Origin of the sequence: Pseudomonas sp. LP_7_YM (assembly GCF_004364435.1) — a bacterium.
Taxonomy (GTDB): Bacteria; Pseudomonadota; Gammaproteobacteria; order Pseudomonadales; family Pseudomonadaceae; genus Aquipseudomonas.
In genome coordinates this window covers 48,771-66,373 of the sequence record NZ_SOCT01000011.1, presented here as the reverse complement: position 1 = coordinate 66,373, position 17,603 = coordinate 48,771, and the positions used below count along the sequence as shown (strand labels likewise).

The 17,603-nt window shown below is 60.3% G+C and carries 19 protein-coding genes; 9 read left to right on the top strand and 10 right to left on the bottom strand.

The features are described from left to right. The first annotated feature begins 42 nt into the window (after positions 1-42). Positions 43-897 (top strand): sulfurtransferase, encoded by an 855-nt coding sequence (locus EC915_RS20465; RefSeq protein WP_133752332.1) that lies wholly within the window; start codon positions 43-45, stop codon positions 895-897. A gap of 115 nt (positions 898-1,012) precedes the next feature. Here the strand turns inward: EC915_RS20465 and EC915_RS20460 are convergent, their stop codons facing one another. From EC915_RS20460 to EC915_RS20445, 4 genes are read right to left on the bottom strand one after another with little or no spacing between them, the layout of a single operon-like run. Further along, a complete protein-coding gene (locus tag EC915_RS20460) occupies positions 1,013-2,074 on the bottom strand; it encodes a hydrolase (RefSeq protein ID WP_133752331.1) in 1,062 nt (353 codons plus the stop codon). Continuing rightward, positions 2,058-2,678, bottom strand: a complete 621-nt coding sequence (gene rsmD / locus EC915_RS20455; protein ID WP_133752330.1) for a 16S rRNA (guanine(966)-N(2))-methyltransferase RsmD — start codon at positions 2,676-2,678, stop codon at positions 2,058-2,060. The genes EC915_RS20460 and rsmD overlap by 17 nt, the downstream gene beginning before the upstream one ends. Then, on the bottom strand, positions 2,678-4,174 hold the full coding sequence (locus tag EC915_RS20450) for a pitrilysin family protein (protein ID WP_133752329.1): 1,497 nt from the start codon (positions 4,172-4,174) through the stop codon (positions 2,678-2,680). The genes rsmD and EC915_RS20450 overlap by 1 nt, the downstream gene beginning before the upstream one ends. Next, positions 4,167-5,522, bottom strand: coding sequence for a pitrilysin family protein (locus EC915_RS20445; RefSeq protein ID WP_133752328.1), 1,356 nt, complete (start codon positions 5,520-5,522; stop codon positions 4,167-4,169). Before EC915_RS20445 ends, EC915_RS20450 begins: the two co-directional genes overlap by 8 nt. 294 nt (positions 5,523-5,816) lie before the next feature. Here EC915_RS20445 and ftsY point away from each other — a divergent pair, with 294 nt between their 5' ends. The 4 genes from ftsY to rpoH all read left to right on the top strand — a co-directional run bounded on the left by ftsY (position 5,817) and on the right by rpoH (position 10,061). Beyond that, positions 5,817-7,376, top strand: coding sequence for a signal recognition particle-docking protein FtsY (ftsY, locus tag EC915_RS20440; protein WP_133752327.1), 1,560 nt, complete (start codon positions 5,817-5,819; stop codon positions 7,374-7,376). Beyond that, positions 7,373-8,044, top strand: coding sequence for a cell division ATP-binding protein FtsE (gene ftsE / locus EC915_RS20435; RefSeq protein ID WP_133752326.1), 672 nt, complete (start codon positions 7,373-7,375; stop codon positions 8,042-8,044). The genes ftsY and ftsE overlap by 4 nt, the downstream gene beginning before the upstream one ends. Then, positions 8,041-9,066: a permease-like cell division protein FtsX gene (ftsX, locus tag EC915_RS20430; RefSeq protein WP_133752325.1), complete on the top strand. Its 1,026-nt coding sequence runs from the start codon at positions 8,041-8,043 to the stop codon at positions 9,064-9,066. Before ftsE ends, ftsX begins: the two co-directional genes overlap by 4 nt. A 140-nt stretch (positions 9,067-9,206) precedes the next feature. Beyond that, the gene (gene rpoH, locus EC915_RS20425; RefSeq protein WP_133752324.1) at positions 9,207-10,061 is read left to right on the top strand and encodes an RNA polymerase sigma factor RpoH; all 855 of its coding nucleotides are present in this window, start codon (positions 9,207-9,209) and stop codon (positions 10,059-10,061) included. 102 nt (positions 10,062-10,163) lie between these two features. On the opposite strand, the gene mtgA is transcribed toward rpoH, so the two are convergent. Then, on the bottom strand, positions 10,164-10,874 hold the full coding sequence (gene mtgA, locus EC915_RS20420; protein ID WP_133752323.1) for a monofunctional biosynthetic peptidoglycan transglycosylase: 711 nt from the start codon (positions 10,872-10,874) through the stop codon (positions 10,164-10,166). A gap of 79 nt (positions 10,875-10,953) precedes the next feature. Between mtgA and EC915_RS20415 the strand changes: the two genes are divergently transcribed. From EC915_RS20415 to trmB, 4 genes are all read left to right on the top strand, one after another. Next, on the top strand, positions 10,954-11,337 hold the full coding sequence (locus tag EC915_RS20415; RefSeq protein ID WP_133752322.1) for a DUF423 domain-containing protein: 384 nt from the start codon (positions 10,954-10,956) through the stop codon (positions 11,335-11,337). A 107-nt stretch (positions 11,338-11,444) separates the two neighbouring features. Then, positions 11,445-11,645 carry a sulfur carrier protein ThiS gene (gene thiS, locus EC915_RS20410; protein ID WP_133752399.1) on the top strand — a complete coding sequence of 67 codons (201 nt, stop codon included), beginning with the start codon at positions 11,445-11,447 and terminating at the stop codon, positions 11,643-11,645. Between the two features lie 69 nt (positions 11,646-11,714). Continuing rightward, positions 11,715-12,509, top strand: a complete 795-nt coding sequence (locus tag EC915_RS20405; protein WP_133752321.1) for a thiazole synthase — start codon at positions 11,715-11,717, stop codon at positions 12,507-12,509. Positions 12,510-12,564: 55 nt separating this feature from the next. Beyond that, positions 12,565-13,278, top strand: a complete 714-nt coding sequence (gene trmB, locus EC915_RS20400) for a tRNA (guanosine(46)-N7)-methyltransferase TrmB (RefSeq protein ID WP_166651048.1) — start codon at positions 12,565-12,567, stop codon at positions 13,276-13,278. Between the two features lie 54 nt (positions 13,279-13,332). Here the strand turns inward: trmB and EC915_RS20395 are convergent, their stop codons facing one another. The 5 genes from EC915_RS20395 to EC915_RS20375 form a co-directional block, all read right to left on the bottom strand. Next, the gene (locus EC915_RS20395; protein ID WP_133752319.1) at positions 13,333-13,656 is read right to left on the bottom strand and encodes a DUF3392 domain-containing protein; all 324 of its coding nucleotides are present in this window, start codon (positions 13,654-13,656) and stop codon (positions 13,333-13,335) included. 22 nt (positions 13,657-13,678) lie between these two features. Then, positions 13,679-14,893 (bottom strand): radical SAM family heme chaperone HemW, encoded by a 1,215-nt coding sequence (gene hemW, locus EC915_RS20390; protein ID WP_133752318.1) that lies wholly within the window; start codon positions 14,891-14,893, stop codon positions 13,679-13,681. After that, positions 14,890-15,495: an RdgB/HAM1 family non-canonical purine NTP pyrophosphatase gene (rdgB, locus tag EC915_RS20385; protein WP_133752317.1), complete on the bottom strand. Its 606-nt coding sequence runs from the start codon at positions 15,493-15,495 to the stop codon at positions 14,890-14,892. The genes hemW and rdgB overlap by 4 nt, the downstream gene beginning before the upstream one ends. A 73-nt stretch (positions 15,496-15,568) precedes the next feature. Continuing rightward, positions 15,569-16,189, bottom strand: a complete 621-nt coding sequence (gene metW, locus EC915_RS20380; RefSeq protein ID WP_133752316.1) for a methionine biosynthesis protein MetW — start codon at positions 16,187-16,189, stop codon at positions 15,569-15,571. Positions 16,190-16,196: 7 nt separating this feature from the next. Next, the gene (locus EC915_RS20375; protein ID WP_133752315.1) at positions 16,197-17,336 is read right to left on the bottom strand and encodes a homoserine O-acetyltransferase; all 1,140 of its coding nucleotides are present in this window, start codon (positions 17,334-17,336) and stop codon (positions 16,197-16,199) included. Positions 17,337-17,603: the final 267 nt, after the last annotated feature.

Genomic DNA, 17,603 nt, shown 5'->3' with positions numbered 1-17,603 from the left:
TGTCTATCGCTTAGCCACTTTCATTGTCTGCAGGAGCCCTTCATGTCCATCGCGCAATTGATCAGCCCGCAACGACTGGCCGAACGGCAAAAAGAGCCAAACCTTGTGATTCTGGATTGCCGTTCTTCCCTTGAGGACTTGGACTACGGCCAACGTAGCTATGCGGAAGGGCATATCGACGGATCGTCCTACGCTGATCTGCTCAACGACCTGAGCGGGCCGATTATCAAAGGCGTCACTGGCCGTCATCCGTTGCCTCATGCTCAGACTCTGACCGAGCGCCTGCGATTCTGGGGCGTGAACAACGACAGCACCATCGTGCTCTACGGCGACGGCTCCGGCGCTTATGCCGCTCGCGCATGGTGGCTGCTGGCCTGGCTGGGCAAACGTGATGGCTTATATATCCTCGATGGCGGCCTTAAGGCTTGGCACGCAGCGGGGCAGCCCCTGAGCTTGAACCCGCCCGAGCATCTGAAGGGACGCTTCGAAGGCGAGCCTGACGATTCACGGGTGCTGAACGCTGCCGACGTACAGCGCACGCGAGATCAGCCGGAGGTGACGTTGATCGACGCTCGTGCGCCGGCACGTTTTCGCGGAGAGGTAGAGCCGATCGACCCGATTGCCGGCCATATTCCGGGCGCGCAGTGTGCCGCGTTCACCGACAACCTCGGGCCGGACGGTCGTTTTTTGTCTGCGGATCAGCTCAAGCAACGTTTCGCTAAGACCCTGAATGGGCGACCGCCGGAGAAGCTGGTCGCCTATTGCGGCTCAGGGGTGACGGCTTGTCACAACCTCTTCGCTTTGTGCCTGGCCGGGTATCCGTTGGGGCGTTTGTATGCCGGATCCTGGAGCGAATGGATCAACGACCCGCAGCGTGGGATAGCGACCGGCGAATAAGGTTAACCGCCTCGCCGCTAACGCTCCACGCTGGCATGTCGCAAACCTGATCGTGTGTAGGAGTGAGCTTGCTCACGATGGTGGTAGTACATCCACAGCGGGTGGGTTCTGGACGTCACCCCTGGCGAGCAGGTTCACCGGCGCATCCTATGGGGTGGCAGCTATCGGCCATACCTGCCCCATGCACATCCACCAACCACTGCGCAATCCGCTGTTCCAGGTAATAGGTCGGCGTTCTGATCGTGCCGCCGACGAATCCCACATGACCACCATGATGCTGCAGGTCGAACCGGGTGCTTGCGGATAACTCGCTCAGGTCAGGTAGGCTATGTTTGAACACGAATGGGTCATCCAGGGCCTGCACCAGCAGTGTCGGCGTGCGAATCGCGCCGAGGTAATAACGGCTTGACGCGCGCCGGTAATAATCCTGAGCATCGACAAACCCGTTGAGTGGCGCCGTCACCCGGCCATCGAACTCCCAGAAAGTCCGCATCTTGTCCAGCGAGCCAAGCGCCGCCAGCGCTGCCAGCCCATCACTCAACCCTTCATGCTCAAAGCGCCGTTGCTTGTCCTTGATGTAGCCGACCATCTCGCGCATGAAATGCCGCTGGTACACCCTGGAAAAACCCAGGCCGATGCGATCAGCACACTCATCCAGACGGAAAGGCACGGACACTGCTGCTGCACCTTGCAAATGGCTATCCAGGCCCGACTCACCCAGGTACTTGAGCAGAATGTTGCCGCCCAGCGAATACCCGGCGGCATACAGCGGTGCCAGTGGACGAGCCGCTCGCAGGTGCGCGATGACCTCTGCCAGATCTTCGGTGGCGCCGGAATGATAGCTGCGGGGCAGCAAATTGGGCTCGCCCGAACAACCCCGCCAGTTCAGGGCGACGCTGGACCAGCCACGCGTCTGCATCGCTTGCTGCAGGCCCACCACGTAAGGCGAGTTGGACGAGCCGGTCAGACCGTGCAGCACCAGAACTACTGGCGCTGTCGCGTCGTGCGGCCCGTGCCAGTCCATGTCGAGAAAGTCGCCATCTTGCAGCCAAAGACGCTCACGGCGGCGCTGCAGATGGATGGTTTTGCGCCACAGCGGCCCCCACAGCGTTTGCAGGTGAGGGTTGCCCAGACCGATCGCCGGTACAAACGTGCGACCGTCAGCTGGCGACGACACTTCGTTCCCACAGTGCGTAGTAGACCTGGCCGGCTTTCTTCTCCCGGTGCAGGCGCCAGTTGCCCGGCATGCCGAGTGCCGACGGCGCGGTTTCGCTTTCGGTGTAGATCCACGCGTTGTCTGCCAGCCAGTTGCGCTCTTCCAGCAGCGTGCACGCGGGCGCCAGCAGATTCTGATGGAAGGGCGGATCAAGGAAGATTACGTCGAACTGCTCGGCAGGCTGGGTTTCGAGATAACGCAGGGCGTCGCCCGTGGAGGTCTTGCCGACCGTGCAACGCAGCGTTCCCAAGTGCTCGCGCAGGTTGGAAATGGCCGCTGAGTTGGTATCCAGCGCCAGACCCATGCTGGCGCCACGGGACAATGCCTCCAGGTACAGCGCGCCACTGCCCGCGAACGGATCGAGCACGCGGGCGCCTTCAATGTATGGGGCCAGCCAGTTGAACAGGGTTTCCCGAACCCGGTCCGGCGTCGGACGCAGGCCCGGGGCATCAGGAAAACTCAGACGCCGACTGCGCCATTGGCCGCCGATAATCCGCAATTGGCCCAGGCCCGTGTGGATTTTGTGCCCTTTGTGAATACGCGGCGGCTTGGAAGTCGAGGTCATTAGTGCTCCGGAACGCCGAGAGGTTGTTCGGCTGGTTTAGCTGTAGGGGGCGGCAGAGGCTTCTGCGCGATGGTAGGGCCTGCGGTGACGATGACCAGTTTGTCCACGTTCAGATGCTTGCTCATGACGGCCTTGATCTGCTCGACGGTAACGCTCTGCGACTGCGTCATGAAATCTTCGAGAAAGGTCAGCGGCAGATTATAGAAGCCGATGGCACCCAGTTGGCCAACGATTGCCGAGTTGCTTGCGGTAGAAAGCGGAAAACTGCCTGCCAGTTCGCGCTTGGCGTCGTCGAGTTCTTTCTGGGTCGGGCCGTTGACGAGAAAGTCGCGTGTGATGTCCTTGACCAGCTTGAGTGTGTTTTCACTCAATTCGGCGCGGGTTTGCAGGGCGATCATGAATGGGCCCTGCGCCTGCATTGGCGTGAAACCCGATGAGACGCCGTAGGTCAGGCCGCGCTTCTCGCGTACTTCGGTCATCAAGCGACTGCCGAAACCGCCGCCGCCGAGGATCGAATTCCCCAACGACAACGCTGCGTAGTCCGGGTCGGCCCGGTCGATGCCCAATTGCGCCAGCATCAGATGAGTCTGCTTGGACGGAAATTCGATGTGGGTTTGGCCTGATTGGGGTTCGGTCGGCTCGATTGTCTTGGCCAGTGCAGGGCCTTTGGGCAGGGAAGCAGAGACCTGAGCGGCGACCGCTTCTGCTTCGGTACGAGACAGATCTCCGGCCAGCGCGATGACCGCATTGCCAGCGGCATACGCCTTGGCGTGGAAGGCCTTCAACTGAGCGAGGGTAATGGGCGTGATGCTTTTTGCCGTGCCCATGCTCGGGTGCGCATACGGGTGATCGCTGTACAGACGCTTGAACAGTTCATCGCCCGCCAGGCTGCCGGGATTCTGCTTCTGGTATTCGAAGCTGGCCATCAACTGGTTCTTGATTCGCGCCAACGAGTCGGCAGGGAATGTCGGCTTGCCGACAACTTCCGAGAACAGCTTGAGGGCCGGGTCACGCTTGTCCGGCGCACTCAGGCTGCGCAACGAAGCGAGCGCCATATCGCGATAGGAGCCGTTGCTAAAGTCGGCACCCAATCCTTCGAAGCCTTCGGCAATGGCACTGACGTTCTTGCCTTTGACGCCTTCGTTGAGCATGGCGTTGGTGATCAACGCGATACCCGGCGTAGCGCCGTCCTGACTGCTGCCCGCCGCGAACAGCAGGCGCATGTCGAACATCGGCAGCTCATGAGCCTCGACGAACAGTACCCGAGCCCCTTCAGCCGTGTTCCAGGACTGAATCTTCAGCTCGCGCCTGGCCGGGGCCTTGCCGTCCAGTTCTTTCAACGATTCAAGGGTGTTGGCTGCCTTGTCGATGGCCTTGGGGGCCTCTATGGGCGTATCGGCCATGACAGAGGTGGCACCGAGCAGGCCCAGAGTCACGGTCAGCAGCAGTGCGTTGGCCCGCGTTCGCGCAATGCGTGTCTCGTTGCGCTTACTCATGGGTTTTCTCCTCAGGCAAAACATGCGCAACGGCCAGGCGTTCGCGAGTGAAATAAGTACGTGCGGCTTTCTGGATGTCTTCCGGGGTGACGCTTTGCAATGCTGCCAGCTCGCCGTCGATCAGCTTCCAGGACAGGCCGACGGTTTCCAGCTGGCCAATGGCACTGGCCTGACTGGTGATGGAATCACGCTCAAATACCAGGCCTGCAATCACCTGGGCACGAACCCGCTCGAGTTCCTCTTTGGTCGGCGGCTTGTTTTTCAGCTCGTCCAGCAGGCGCCAGATACCGGCTTCGGTGTCGGCCAGGGTTTTCTTCTTCTGCATGTTCGGCGTGGCGCTGATGGTGAACAGACTGTCGCCCCGTGTGTAGGCGTCGTAATCCGAGGATGCGGCGGTGACCAGCTCTTCCCCGCGTTCGAGGCGGGTCGGAATGCGCGCGCTGTAACCGCCGTCGAGCAGCGCGGAGATCAGGCGCAGCGCATTCACCGATTGCGGGTCGGTGGCGGTGGACAGGCTGGGTACGTTGAAGCCGTACATCAGGCCGGGCACCTGCGTGGCCACGTGCACGGTAATCTGGCGCAGGCCCGGGTCTGGCAGTTCCAAGGGTTTTTTCGACGGTGGAACGTCACGGCGCGGGATGGGCCCGAAGAAGCGCTCAGCCAATGCTTTCACTTCGTCTGGCTTCACGTCGCCGACCACCACCAGCGTGGCGTTGTTCGGCACGTACCAGGATTCATACCAGTGGCGCAGCTCTTCAACCTTCATGCGGTCCAGGTCAGCCATCCAGCCAATGGTAGGCGTGTGATAGCCGCTGGCCGGGTAGGCGAGGGCCTTGAAGCGTTCGTAGGCCTTGGCGTTGGGCTTGTCGTCGGTACGCAAGCGGCGTTCTTCCTTGATGACTTCGATCTCGCGAGCGAATTCTTCCGGCGGCAGGCGCAGGCTGGCCATGCGATCAGCCTCAAGCTCGAAAGCCACGCCCAGACGGTCGCGGGCCAGCACCTGGTAATAAGCCGTGTAGTCATCACTGGTGAAGGCGTTCTCTTGCGCGCCCAGGTCGCGCAGGATCAAGGAGGCTTCACCGGGGCCGGCCTTGGAGCTGCCTTTGAACATCATGTGTTCCAGCGCATGGGAAAGGCCGGTCTGGCCTGGCGTCTCATAGCTGGAGCCCACCTTGTACCAGACCTGGGACACCACCACCGGTGCGCGGTGGTCTTCACGCACGACGATTTTCAGGCCGTTATCCAGCGTGAATTCGGAAGTGGGTTGTGGGTCGGCGGCGAGAGCAGCAAGGGGCAAACACAATGTGCCGATCAGAAGGCCTGCGGCACGGCGGGCAATAGCATTCATTCGTAATTTGAACCTTCGAGACGGCCTGCTTGAACTTAGCGTCGGCGGGCGCGGGGGTGTTAGGATAGCGGCCAGTTTGCCCGGCGACCACGACTAAGATGTAGGAGTTTTCGGATACGGCATAGCCCGAAGGTAGACTCACGGCAGATGCCACTGAAAGCTGTGAGGTGATTTCAGCCTTTCACTCCAACGGTCAGCAGATGAACAAGCGGACATAAAAGCAGTCTGTTTCGCATACAGAATTTTTCAGAGGCGCCGCTCTGGCGCGTCGCTACCTTGAGATAGCCGTCCTCCATGTTTGGTTCCAACGACGACAAGAAGACCCCAGCCCCGGCTGGCGAGAAGAAAGGCCTGTTCGGATGGCTGCGCAAAAAGCCGCAGGAAACCGTCGACGAGCAGCCCCAAGACTTATCGACACCAGCGTCTGAGCCCATCGTCGAATCGACGCCGATGGCCGCTGAGCCGCAGATCGCACCGAGCATTCCTCCCGCGCCTCCCGCCCCTGTGCCGCCTGCCGTAACGGTCGCAGCGCCTGCACGAGTCAAGGACGAGCAGCCGACCTCCGAGCCCTGGCTGAAATTGCCGGTCGCCGAAGAACCGGTTGCACTGGTCGCCGAAACCGAGCTCCACGTCACGCCACAGATTCCGGCCCATACCGCGTCTCACGTGCAACCCGCGATCGTTACCGAGCAGGCTCAGATTCAGCCTGCTGTCGCCGCTACGCCTGCGCCGCAACTGCCTCCTGTGATCGAACCTGTGCCAGTTGCCGCGCCTGATGCTGTTGCAGGCCACGATCTGCCCGCTTTACTGCAACCGTCTCCGGTCATCGCACCTGTCATGGCGTCTGCGCTTGCACCTGTCGCAGATACCCAGCCAGCCGTGTTCGCGCCCGAAACTCCAGTCGAGCCTGTCGAGCCGAAGCAGCCCGGTTTCTTCGCACGGCTCAAGCAAGGCTTATCCAAGACCAGCGCCAGTCTCGGCGAGGGCATGGCCAGTCTGTTTCTGGGCAAGAAAGCCATCGACGACGACATGCTCGAAGAGTTGGAGACACGCCTGCTGACCGCTGACGTCGGCGTTGAGGCGACGTCGTTGATCGTGCGCAACTTGACACAGAAAGTGGCGCGTAAACAGCTGACGGACAGCGACGCTCTGTATAAGTCACTGCAAAGCGAACTCACCGAGATGCTCAAGCCGGTCGAAGCGCCGCTGGTCATCGGTTCGCAGAACAAGCCGTTCGTGATCCTGGTGGTCGGCGTCAATGGTGCTGGCAAGACCACCACCATCGGCAAACTGGCCAAGAAGCTTCAACTCGAAGGCAAGAAAGTCATGCTGGCGGCCGGCGATACTTTCCGTGCAGCGGCTGTCGAGCAGCTTCAGGTCTGGGGTGAGCGCAACAAGATCCCGGTGATCGCCCAGCACACCGGCGCTGATTCTGCTTCGGTCATCTTCGATGCAGTGCAGGCTGCCAAGGCCCGCGGCATTGACGTGCTGATCGCCGACACGGCCGGGCGTCTGCACACCAAGGACAACCTGATGGAGGAGCTGAAGAAGGTGCGCCGCGTGATCGGCAAGCTCGACGAAGCAGCCCCGCATGAAGTGCTGCTGGTGCTCGACGCGGGCACCGGTCAGAACGCCATCAACCAGACCAAGCAGTTCAACCAGACCGTGAGCTTGACCGGCCTGGCGCTGACTAAGCTCGACGGTACCGCAAAGGGTGGGGTGATCTTCGCCCTGGCCAAGCAGTTTGGGCTGCCGATCCGTTACATCGGCGTCGGCGAAGGCATCGACGACTTGCGGACTTTCGAGGCCGAACCCTTTGTTCAGGCTCTATTCGCCGAGCGGGAGCGCACATGATTCGTTTCGAACAGGTCGGTAAACGCTATCCGAACGGACACGTCGGCTTGCATGAGCTGAGCTTTCGAGTACGTCGTGGCGAGTTTCTGTTTGTGACCGGCCACTCCGGCGCCGGTAAAAGTACCCTGCTGCGTCTGCTGTTGGCCATGGAACGCCCGACCACCGGCAAATTGCTGCTGGCGGGACAGGATCTGGGGCAGATCAGTACCGCGCAGATCCCGTTTCTGCGCCGTCAGATCGGCGTGGTTTTTCAGAATCACCAGTTGCTGTTCGATCGCACGGTGTTCAATAACATCGCCCTGCCGTTGCAGATTCTCGGCTTGTCCAAGATCGAGGTGACCAAGCGCGTCGACTCGGCACTGGAGCGCGTGGCGCTGTCCGACAAGGCCGAGCTTTACCCCGGCGACTTGTCCACAGGGCAGCAGCAGCGTGTCGGTATCGCTCGCGCCATCGTTCACCGTCCGGCCTTGCTGCTGGCGGACGAACCCACGGGTAACCTCGACCCCCGGCTGGCAGCGGAAATCATGGGCGTGTTCGAAGACATCAATCGCCTGGGCACCAGCGTACTCATCGCCAGTCACGACCTGGCGCTGATTGCGCGTATGCGCCATCGCATGCTGACCCTGCAGCGTGGTCGATTGATCGGCGACGGGGAGGCTGGGGTATGAGTGCCACACGCAGTCCCAAGGTTTCCGAGCGCGTTGCGCCAAAAGCGTCCGCGCCAGGTCCGCAGAAGAAAAAGAAGCACGACGATGACGACGGTCCCGGCTTTGCTGCGCTGTTCAATGCCTGGGTCGAGGCGCATCGCTCCAGCATGGCCGACAGCTTGCGGCGTCTGGGCAAGCAGCCGATTGGTAGCTTCTTTACCTGTCTGGTCATGGCGGTTGCGTTGAGTCTGCCGATGGGTTTGTCGTTATTGTTGAGCAACGTCGAGCGTCTGGGTGGGTCGTGGCAGCGTGCCGCGCAAATCTCCCTTTATTTGCAACTGGATGCTTCGTCCTCAGAGGGGCAGGGCCTGGTCACGCAAATCAAAGGAATGCCCGGAGTCGCCGAAGCGGAGTACATCTCCCGCGATCAGGCTTTGAACGAGTTTCAGCAGCAGTCCGGTTTGGGCGAGGCGCTCAAGGAGTTGCCAGAAAACCCTCTGCCTGGCGTCGTGCTGGTGACGCCGCAGGAGGTTGACAAAGCTGTATTGGAAGCATTACGTACACGTCTTGCCGAATTGCCCAAGGTTCAGCAGGCCCAACTGGATCTGGTGTGGGTTGAGCGCCTGGCGGCTATCCTCAAGCTTGGCGACCGTTTTGTGTTTGGCCTGACGGTGTTGTTGGTGGTGGCCTTGTTGCTGGTCATCGGTAATACCATTCGTCTGCACATCGAGAACCGTCGTACCGAGATTGAAGTCATCAAATTGGTAGGCGGCACCGATAGCTACGTGCGCAGGCCCTTCCTTTATATGGGCGCGCTGTATGGCTTTGGTGCAGGCATTCTCTCGTGGGGCGTATTGGCCTTCGGGCTGGATTGGCTTAACGAGGCCGTTGTCCGTTTGGCAGGCCTTTATGGCAGCAACTTTTCGCTGGCCGGCGTGCCGGTGGCGGATGGGTTGTCGCTCTTGCTTGGAGCGGTGCTGTTGGGGTATATCGGTGCGTGGATTGCGGTAGCGCGGCATTTGAGAGAGCTGGCACCGCGTTGAGTGTTTAAGGTTCAGGTAATGTTTGCAGTGTAAATTTTGTTTCACCTATTGACTTTTCAGCGAAGGGAACTTGTTTAGCGGTTCCCGGTCAATTTTCGCAGTGCTGAACTGCACGAGTCATGTGTCGGAGGTTTTTTCGTATGACCAATTCTTTGCAACCTGCTTATGCCTTGGTTCCGGGTGCAAACCTGGAAGCCTATGTGCACACGGTTAACAGCATTCCACTGCTGACGCCTGAGCAGGAGCGCGAACTGGCCGAGAGTCTCTATTACGAGCAGGATCTAGGGGCGGCTCGGCAGATGGTGCTCGCCCACCTGCGCTTCGTTGTGCATATCGCACGCAGTTACTCCGGTTACGGGCTGGCTCAGGCTGACCTGATTCAGGAAGGTAACGTCGGCTTGATGAAAGCCGTTAAACGGTTCAACCCTGAGATGGGGGTTCGTCTGGTGTCCTTTGCAGTGCACTGGATCAAAGCCGAAATTCACGAGTTCATTTTGCGCAATTGGCGCATCGTTAAGGTCGCGACCACCAAGGCTCAGCGCAAGCTGTTCTTCAACCTGCGCAGCCAGAAGAAGCGTTTGGCGTGGCTGAACAACGAAGAAGTGCATCGTGTGGCTGAAAGCCTCGGTGTCGAGCCGCGCGAAGTGCGCGAAATGGAAAGCCGTCTGACCGGCCATGACATGGCGTTCGACCCGGCAGCCGAAGCCGACGACGACAGCGCGTTCCAGTCGCCAGCCAACTACCTGGAAGACCATCGTTACGATCCGGCGCGTCAGCTGGAGGATGCCGACTGGACCGACAGCTCGACGGCCAACCTGCACGAAGCGCTTAACGTGCTCGACGAACGCAGCCGCGACATTCTCTATCAGCGTTGGCTGGCTGAAGAGAAGGCCACACTGCACGATCTGGCCGAGAAGTATAAGGTCTCTGCTGAGCGTATTCGTCAGCTCGAAAAGAGCGCGATGAACAAGCTGAAGCTATCGATTGCTGCATAAGCGGTAAGCCGGAACATGAAACGCCCCGAGATGATCGGGGCGTTTTTGTTTGGGTGCTGAAAGTGTGCGGTTGTTGTCACGCTTGGCGCCACAGTGCTCAGGTTACCACCGGCGACTGTGATTCAACCCCACCAGGTACTCATCCCCACCCAATTGACGCATCTGCTGGCGAATCCAACCGGCGCGCCGCGAAACGTAGCTGCTTGGATGGCTAGCGCTCCATTCCCGTGGGTTGGGCAGCACCGCCGCGAGATAACTGGCCTGTTGCGTCGAAAGCTGGTTGGCATTGATATGGAAGTGGTGCTGCGCGGCAGCCTGGGCGCCGAACACGCCGTCATCCCACTCCACGCTGTTGACGTACACCTCGAGAATTCGCTGCTTGGACCAGAACACCTCGATCAGCGCCGTGAACCAGGCTTCCAGTCCCTTGCGCAGATAACTGCGTCCCGACCACAGAAACAGGTTCTTCGAAACCTGCTGGCTCAGCGTGCTGGCGCCCCGAATGGAACCGCCGCGTTCGTTATGCAGCAACGCGGCCTGAATGGCGTCGACATCGAAACCCCAGTGCTCGGCGAACTTCTGGTCTTCCCCGGCAATGACCGCAATCTTCAGGTCATCGGAGATCTTGTCCCACGGCTGCCAATCGCGCTGCAGGTCGATGGGCTGGCCATCGAACCAGGATTCAATCTTGCGTTCGACCATTAGTGCGGTGAAAGGCGGGGGCACGAAGCGGAAGATCAACACCAGCACGACACTTGCCACTGCGAACCAGAGCGTGCCTTTTGCGATACGAAGAAGTAGGAAACGCAGCATAGAGATGGCTTGGCCGAACCGGTTGAGCGGGCCATTATACAGACCACGCGCCATCGAACGACTTTGCCTGGAGTTACACATGTTACGAACCTTTCTGATGCTGGCTGCTTTCTTCGGATTTACCGGTGTTGCGCTGGGTGCGTTCGCGGCCCATGGGCTGAAAAACCGCCTCACCGCCGAATACCTGGCGATCTTTCATACTGGTGTGCTGTACCAGTTGATTCACACGCTGGCGATTTTCGGTGTGGCAATCCTGGCCACCCGGATCCAGGGCCGCCTGATCACTTACGCCGGTGTCGCGTTTACGCTGGGCATCCTGTTGTTCTCCGGCAGCCTTTACCTCTTGACCCTGACCGGCATCAGCAAGCTGGGCATCATCACGCCCATCGGTGGGCTGTGCTTGCTGATTGGCTGGTTCATCCTTGGCTGGACGGCCTGGCGCCTGGGGCTCGATACGCTTTAAGAATCTCGACAGGTTCGGGGGCGCCGAGACGAGTGGCGCGCCTTTGCCTTGGTCATCCCGGCTGATCGGGCTAGAATGCTCGCCCCTAAATGATGGCTGCCCTTCGCATGCGCATTCAGTTGAACGGTGAATCCTTTGAACTGCCCGACGGAGAAACCGTTGCGGCGTTGCTGACCCGTCTGGACCTGACCGGGCGTCGAGTCGCGGTCGAGCTCAATCTGGATATCGTCCCGCGCAGCCAGCAGGCTTGCACGACGCTGAACGAAGGCGATCAGGTCGAAGTGGTGCATGCCATCGGTGGTGGCTAGGCCCTGATGCCCATCGCAGCAGCCGATACAGATGAACTGCAAGAACCTCAACCGTAAAGAGGATTTCCGATGAGCAACGTTCGTAGCGACAAGCCGTTCACCGTGGCCGGTCGGACTTTCCAGTCGCGCCTGCTAGTGGGGACCGGCAAGTACAAGGACATGGAAGAAACCCGCCTGGCCATCGAAGCCTCGGGTGCCGAGATCGTTACCGTCGCCGTGCGCCGCACCAACTTGGGCCAAAACCCGGGTGAACCGAACCTGCTCGATGTGCTGCCACCGGATCGCTACACCATCCTGCCCAACACCGCAGGTTGCTACGACGCTATTGAGGCCGTGCGTACCTGCCGTCTGGCGCGTGAGCTGCTCGATGGTCATAACCTGGTCAAGCTCGAAGTGTTGGCTGACCAGAAGACCCTGTTCCCCAACGTGATCGAAACCCTCAAGGCTGCAGAAACGCTGGTCAAGGACGGTTTCGACGTGATGGTCTACACCAGCGATGACCCGATCATCGCGCGCCAGCTGGCAGAAATCGGCTGCTGCGCGGTGATGCCGCTGGCAGGCCTGATCGGCACGGGCCTTGGGATCTGCAACCCTTACAACCTGCAGATCATCCTCGAAGAATCGAAAGTCCCAGTGCTTGTCGATGCCGGTGTTGGCACCGCATCCGATGCGACCATCGCCATGGAACTGGGTTGTGAAGGGGTGCTGATGAACTCGGCCATCGCCCACGCGCAACAACCGGTGCTGATGGCCGAAGCCATGAAACACGCCATCCTGGCAGGCCGTATGGCTTACCTGGCCGGCCGCATGCAGAAAAAACTCTACGCCAGCGCGTCCTCACCGCTGGATGGTCTGATCAAGTAAGAGCCTGTTGATGATTGATTCGCAAACGCCCGACCCACTTCCGGACGACGAAGTGATGAACGACCCAGACGCCGAAGCTCAGGGCGATGACAGCCATCATCGGCGCATCAAGAGCTTCGTCATGCGTGCCGGTCGCATGACCGAAGGCCAGCAACGTGGTCTGGATCAGGGCAAACCCTTGTTTGTCCTGCCACTGGCCGATGCGCCCGTGGATTTCGATCAGGTGTTCGGTCGTTCGGCGCCGCGCACCCTTGAGATCGGTTTCGGCATGGGCCACTCGTTGCTGGAAATGGCAGCGGCTGCACCGGAGCAGGACTTCATTGGTGTGGAAGTGCATCGTCCAGGCGTGGGCGCGTTGCTCAATGGCGTGCTGACTCAGGGCCTGACCAACGTGCGGGTTTACGATTGCGATGCGATCGAAGTGCTCAACCGTTGCGTGGCCGATAACAGCCTTGATCGGCTGATGCTGTTTTTTCCGGACCCCTGGCACAAGGCGCGTCACCACAAGCGCCGCATCGTGCAGGCCGAGTTCGCAGCGTTGGTGCGTAGCAAGCTCAAGCCAGGTGGCATTCTGCACATGGCCACCGACTGGGAACCTTATGCCCAATACATGCTGGAAGTGATGAACGTTGCGCCGGGTTATCGCAACGTGGCTGAAGACGGCAAGTGCGTACCTCGCCCGGCCGAGCGCCCGATCACCAAGTTCGAGCGACGGGGTGAGCGTTTAGGACACGGTGTGTGGGATTTGAAGTTTGAGAAAACAGCCTGACCCTGCGGAAGCCGGCTTGCTGCACGCCGGCTCCTGCAACTGATTGCGCTCAGTTCACTTCCTGTCCGCTACAACGCCGATCAACACCAGCACCACCAACAACACTGGCGCCAGGCTGTAGTTGTTGAACTGGCTTAGCCCACGCACCACCCAAGGCGTTGCATAGATCAGCGCCGCGCCGCTGCCGATGGTGCACAGCAAGGCCATGACCGGCACGCGCAGGGCCCCGGCAAAGCTGCTCAGACGACCCTCGATCCAGCCTTTGATATCTGCGCCGAACAGGATCAGCAAACAGCCTACCAACGCCAGAGCGATTTCCGAGAGGTTGCCGCGACTCCAGCGCGAAACGCTGGCCAGCAGGTCGAGTACGTGGTCCATTCAGTTTCCTTTGCGTTAAGCCTTAAATAAGAAAGTATTGCAGCAGGTCATTGAGAAACAGCTGACCTCGGGCCGTCGCCACCAGCCGCGCTGGATCGTCTTCCAGCAAGCCCCGTTGTTCGGCCTGTCGGCGCGCACTGTCGAGCGAATCGACGCTTAGACCGGTGCGGCCCTGAAATAATGCAGCGTCCACGCCATTTGTCAGGCGCAGCGCATTCATCAGGAATTCGAAAGGCATTTCGTTCATTGGCAACAGTTTCTCGCCCGCCTTAAACGCCTTCGCCGGATTCAGGTAATCCTTGGGCAGCCGCGTCTTCCAGGTGCGCATGATGCGCCCGTCGGGATGGCTGAGTTTGCCGTGTGCGCCAGCGCCGATGCCGATGAAGTCCCCGAAGCTCCAGTAGTTCAGGTTGTGGCGTGCAGTACGGCCTGCCTGCGCATAGGCTGACACCTCGTATTGGGCGTAGCCGTTTTCCCGGAGCAGCGTTTGCCCGGCCTCCTGAATGTCCCAGAGGATATCGTCCTCCGGCAGCGTCGGTGGCTGGTTCCAGAACACGGTGTTGGGTTCCAGGGTCAGTTGATACCAGGACAGGTGCGTCGGCGCCAATGCGATGGCTTGGCGCAAATCGCCGAGAGCGTCGTCCTGTGACTGATTCGGCAGCCCGTGCATCAGGTCCAGGTTAAAGTTATCGAAACCGGCCTGGCGCGCCATATCGGCAGCGCGCACAGCTTCATTGCCATTGTGGATGCGGCCCAACGCCTTGAGTTTGGCTTCCTGAAAACTCTGAATGCCGATGGACAGGCGATTGATACCCAGGCCGCGGTAGGCGCTGAACTTGTCCTGTTCGAAGGTGCCAGGGTTTGCCTCCAGCGTTATTTCGATGTCCGGCGCAAAGCGAATGCGCTGCTCGACCCCGCTCAGCAAACGGCCCAAAGCGTCGGCGCTGAACAAGCTCGGCGTGCCTCCACCGAAGAAAATCGTGCTCAGCTCGCGCCCATAAACATGAGGCATGTCCTGATCGAGGTCGGCCAACAACGCATCGACGTACTCCTGCTCGGGAAGTACGGCGCTGGCGGTGTGGGAGTTGAAGTCGCAGTACGGGCATTTGCGCACGCACCACGGAATATGGATGTACAGCGACAGCGGCGGCAGCTCGGGCAGGGGCGGTCTTGGCTGCTGCGAGCTGAAACCGGCCGCGCCGAGAATCAGCGGCCGGGTGGTGGAGTCCTGAGTCATTTCAGGTCAGGGCTCAGATTCAGGTGCTCACGCAGGATGGCCATGGCGCGGGCGCGATGGCTGATCTGATTCTTGTCGGCTGGGGTCAGTTCGGCGCTGGACAGGCTGCGCTCCGGCACCCAGAACAGCGGATCGTAACCAAAGCCGTGCTCGCCACTGGCGGCGGTCAGAATACGCCCGTGCCAGAGGCCTTCGCAGAGAATCGGCAGCGGATCGTCGGCATGCCGGACCAGCGCCAATACGCAGACGAACTGCGCGCCACGTTGTTCTTCAGGTACGTCTTGGAGCGCGTCGAGCAATTTGGCGTTATTGGCCGCATCGCCCTTGCCATCGGCATAACGCGCCGAATAGATGCCTGGCGCGCCACCGAGAAAATCCACCGCCAGACCCGAATCATCGGCCAGTGCCGGCAGCCCGGAAATACGCGCCGCATTGCGGGCCTTGAGAATTGCGTTTTCGACGAACGACAGGCCGGTTTCGTCCGGCTCGATGCTGCTGAACTCGCCGATCGACCGCAGCTGGACGCTGCCGCCGAGCATGGCCTGGAGTTCCTTGAGTTTGCCGGCGTTGTGGCTGGCCAGTACGAGTTGGGTGAAATTCATGTGAGGTCCGTGAAAAGGTGCGGGCTGAAACTGTAGGAGCAGCAGTGCTGTGGCGTGTGTCTTAAGGTCAACGTCACACGGCGACCTGATGGTCCTGCAGGCCCGGACTGCTGACCCGGTAGATGCCGATCTCACCCAACAGATTAGGCCAACGCTTGCTGGCCCAACCGTGACGATGCTGTTGATCCACCGCCAGCCGATCAATGACCTTCGCCGAACGACCCCGGCACAACGCCTCGAAGTCTTCGAAGGTGCAGAAGTGGATGTTGGGCGTGTTGTACCACGTGTAGGGGAGAAACTCGGAAACCGGCATCCGGCCCTTGCTCGCCAGATACCAGCGGCAGCGCCAGTGACCGAAGTTAGGGAAGGTAATGATGCACTGGCGACCGACCCGCAGCATTTCGTCGAGAATACGGTCAGGGTAATGCACGGCCTGCAGCGCCTGCGTCATGACCACGACGTCGAAGCTGTTGCTGGCGAAATTACCCAGGCCCTTGTCCAGGTCCTGTTCGATGACATTGACGCCCCGCGCCACACAGCGCGCGATGTTGTCGGCGTCGTTTTCCAGGCCGTAGCCGGTCACTTGCTTGTTGTCCTGCAGCCAGGCCAGCAATTCGCCGTCGCCACAGCCGAGGTCGAGCACGCGGCTGCCTGCCGGTATCCAGTCTTGGATGATTTCCAGGTCGGCTCTCATGGTGTCCTCAGAGTGCAATACGGTTCATGTAGCTGGTGAAGGCCTGCAGGTAGCGCGGGATCGGCATCAGGAAGGCGTCATGGCCTTGCGGTGCGTCGATCTCCAGATAGCAGACGTCCTTTTTCGCCGCCATCAACGCATCCACCAGTTCTCGCGAGCGGGCCGGCGAAAAGCGCCAGTCGGTGGTGAACGACATCACGCAAAATTTCGACGTGGCATTGGCGAAGGTTGCCGCCAGGTTGTCGTCGAAGCTGGCGGCAGGGTCGAAGTAATCCAGCGCCTTGGTCATCAGCAGGTAGGTGTTGGCATCGAAACGCCCGGAGAACTCTTCGCCCTGATAGCGCAGATAGCTCTCGACCTGAAACTCGACGCTGTGGAAGTCGTAGTTCAGGTTTTCGTTTTTCAGGCCCCGGCCGAATTTCTCGCCCATGGAGTCATCGGACAGGTAGGTAATGTGGCCGACCATGCGCGCCAGCATCAGACCGCGCTTGGGGATCACGCCCATTTCCTGGAACGACCCGCCATGGAATTCCGGGTCGGTGAGGATTGCCTGACGCGCGACTTCGTTGAACGCGATGTTCTGCGCCGACAGCTTGGGCGCCGACGCGATGGCCAGACAGTGACGCACGCGATCAGGGTGGGTGATCGTCCACTGCAGAGCCTGCATGCCACCCAGACTGCCGCCCACAACGGCCGCCCATTGCTGGATGCCCAACGTGTCGGCCAGACGCGCCTGGCTGTGGACCCAGTCTTCAACCGTCAGAACAGGAAAGTCAGCACCGAACGGCTTGCCGGTTTCCGGGTTGAGGCTGCTTGGGCCGGTGGAGCCGTTGCAGCCGCCAAGGTTGTTCAGGCTGACGACAAAGAATTTAGTGGTATCGATTGGCTTACCGGGGCCGATGCAACTGTCCCACCAGCCGGGCTTGCGGTCTTCAGTGCTGTGGTAGCCGGCGGCGTGGTGATGGCCGGACAAGGCGTGACAGATCAGCACCGCGTTGCTTTTGGCAGCGTTGAGTTCGCCGTAGGTTTCGTAGATGAGGTCGTAGGCAGCCAGCGAGCGGCCGCAGGCCAGCGCCAGCGGCTCGCTGAAATGCGCCGTGTGCGGCGTGACTAGACCGACAGAATCTTCGGGAAAGACCGTGGACATCGACCCTGCTCTCGCTGAAATGAGGCGTAAGTCTAAAGATCAGGCGGGGTAGCGGCAAGCAAACAACAGGCCGGTTGGCTGGATGAAAATGTGTGGGAGCGCGCATGCTCGCGAACGCTGCCCATCAGCCGCCGCTAAACCTGCAGATAGCGCGGTTTACTGCGGGAGCGAATTCATTCGCCAGAGGCTGGTGCATCCGATGGAGATCGGTCGGATGGGCACCGCATCGCCAATGAGTTTGCTCCCACAGGGGAAACCCACGCGTGG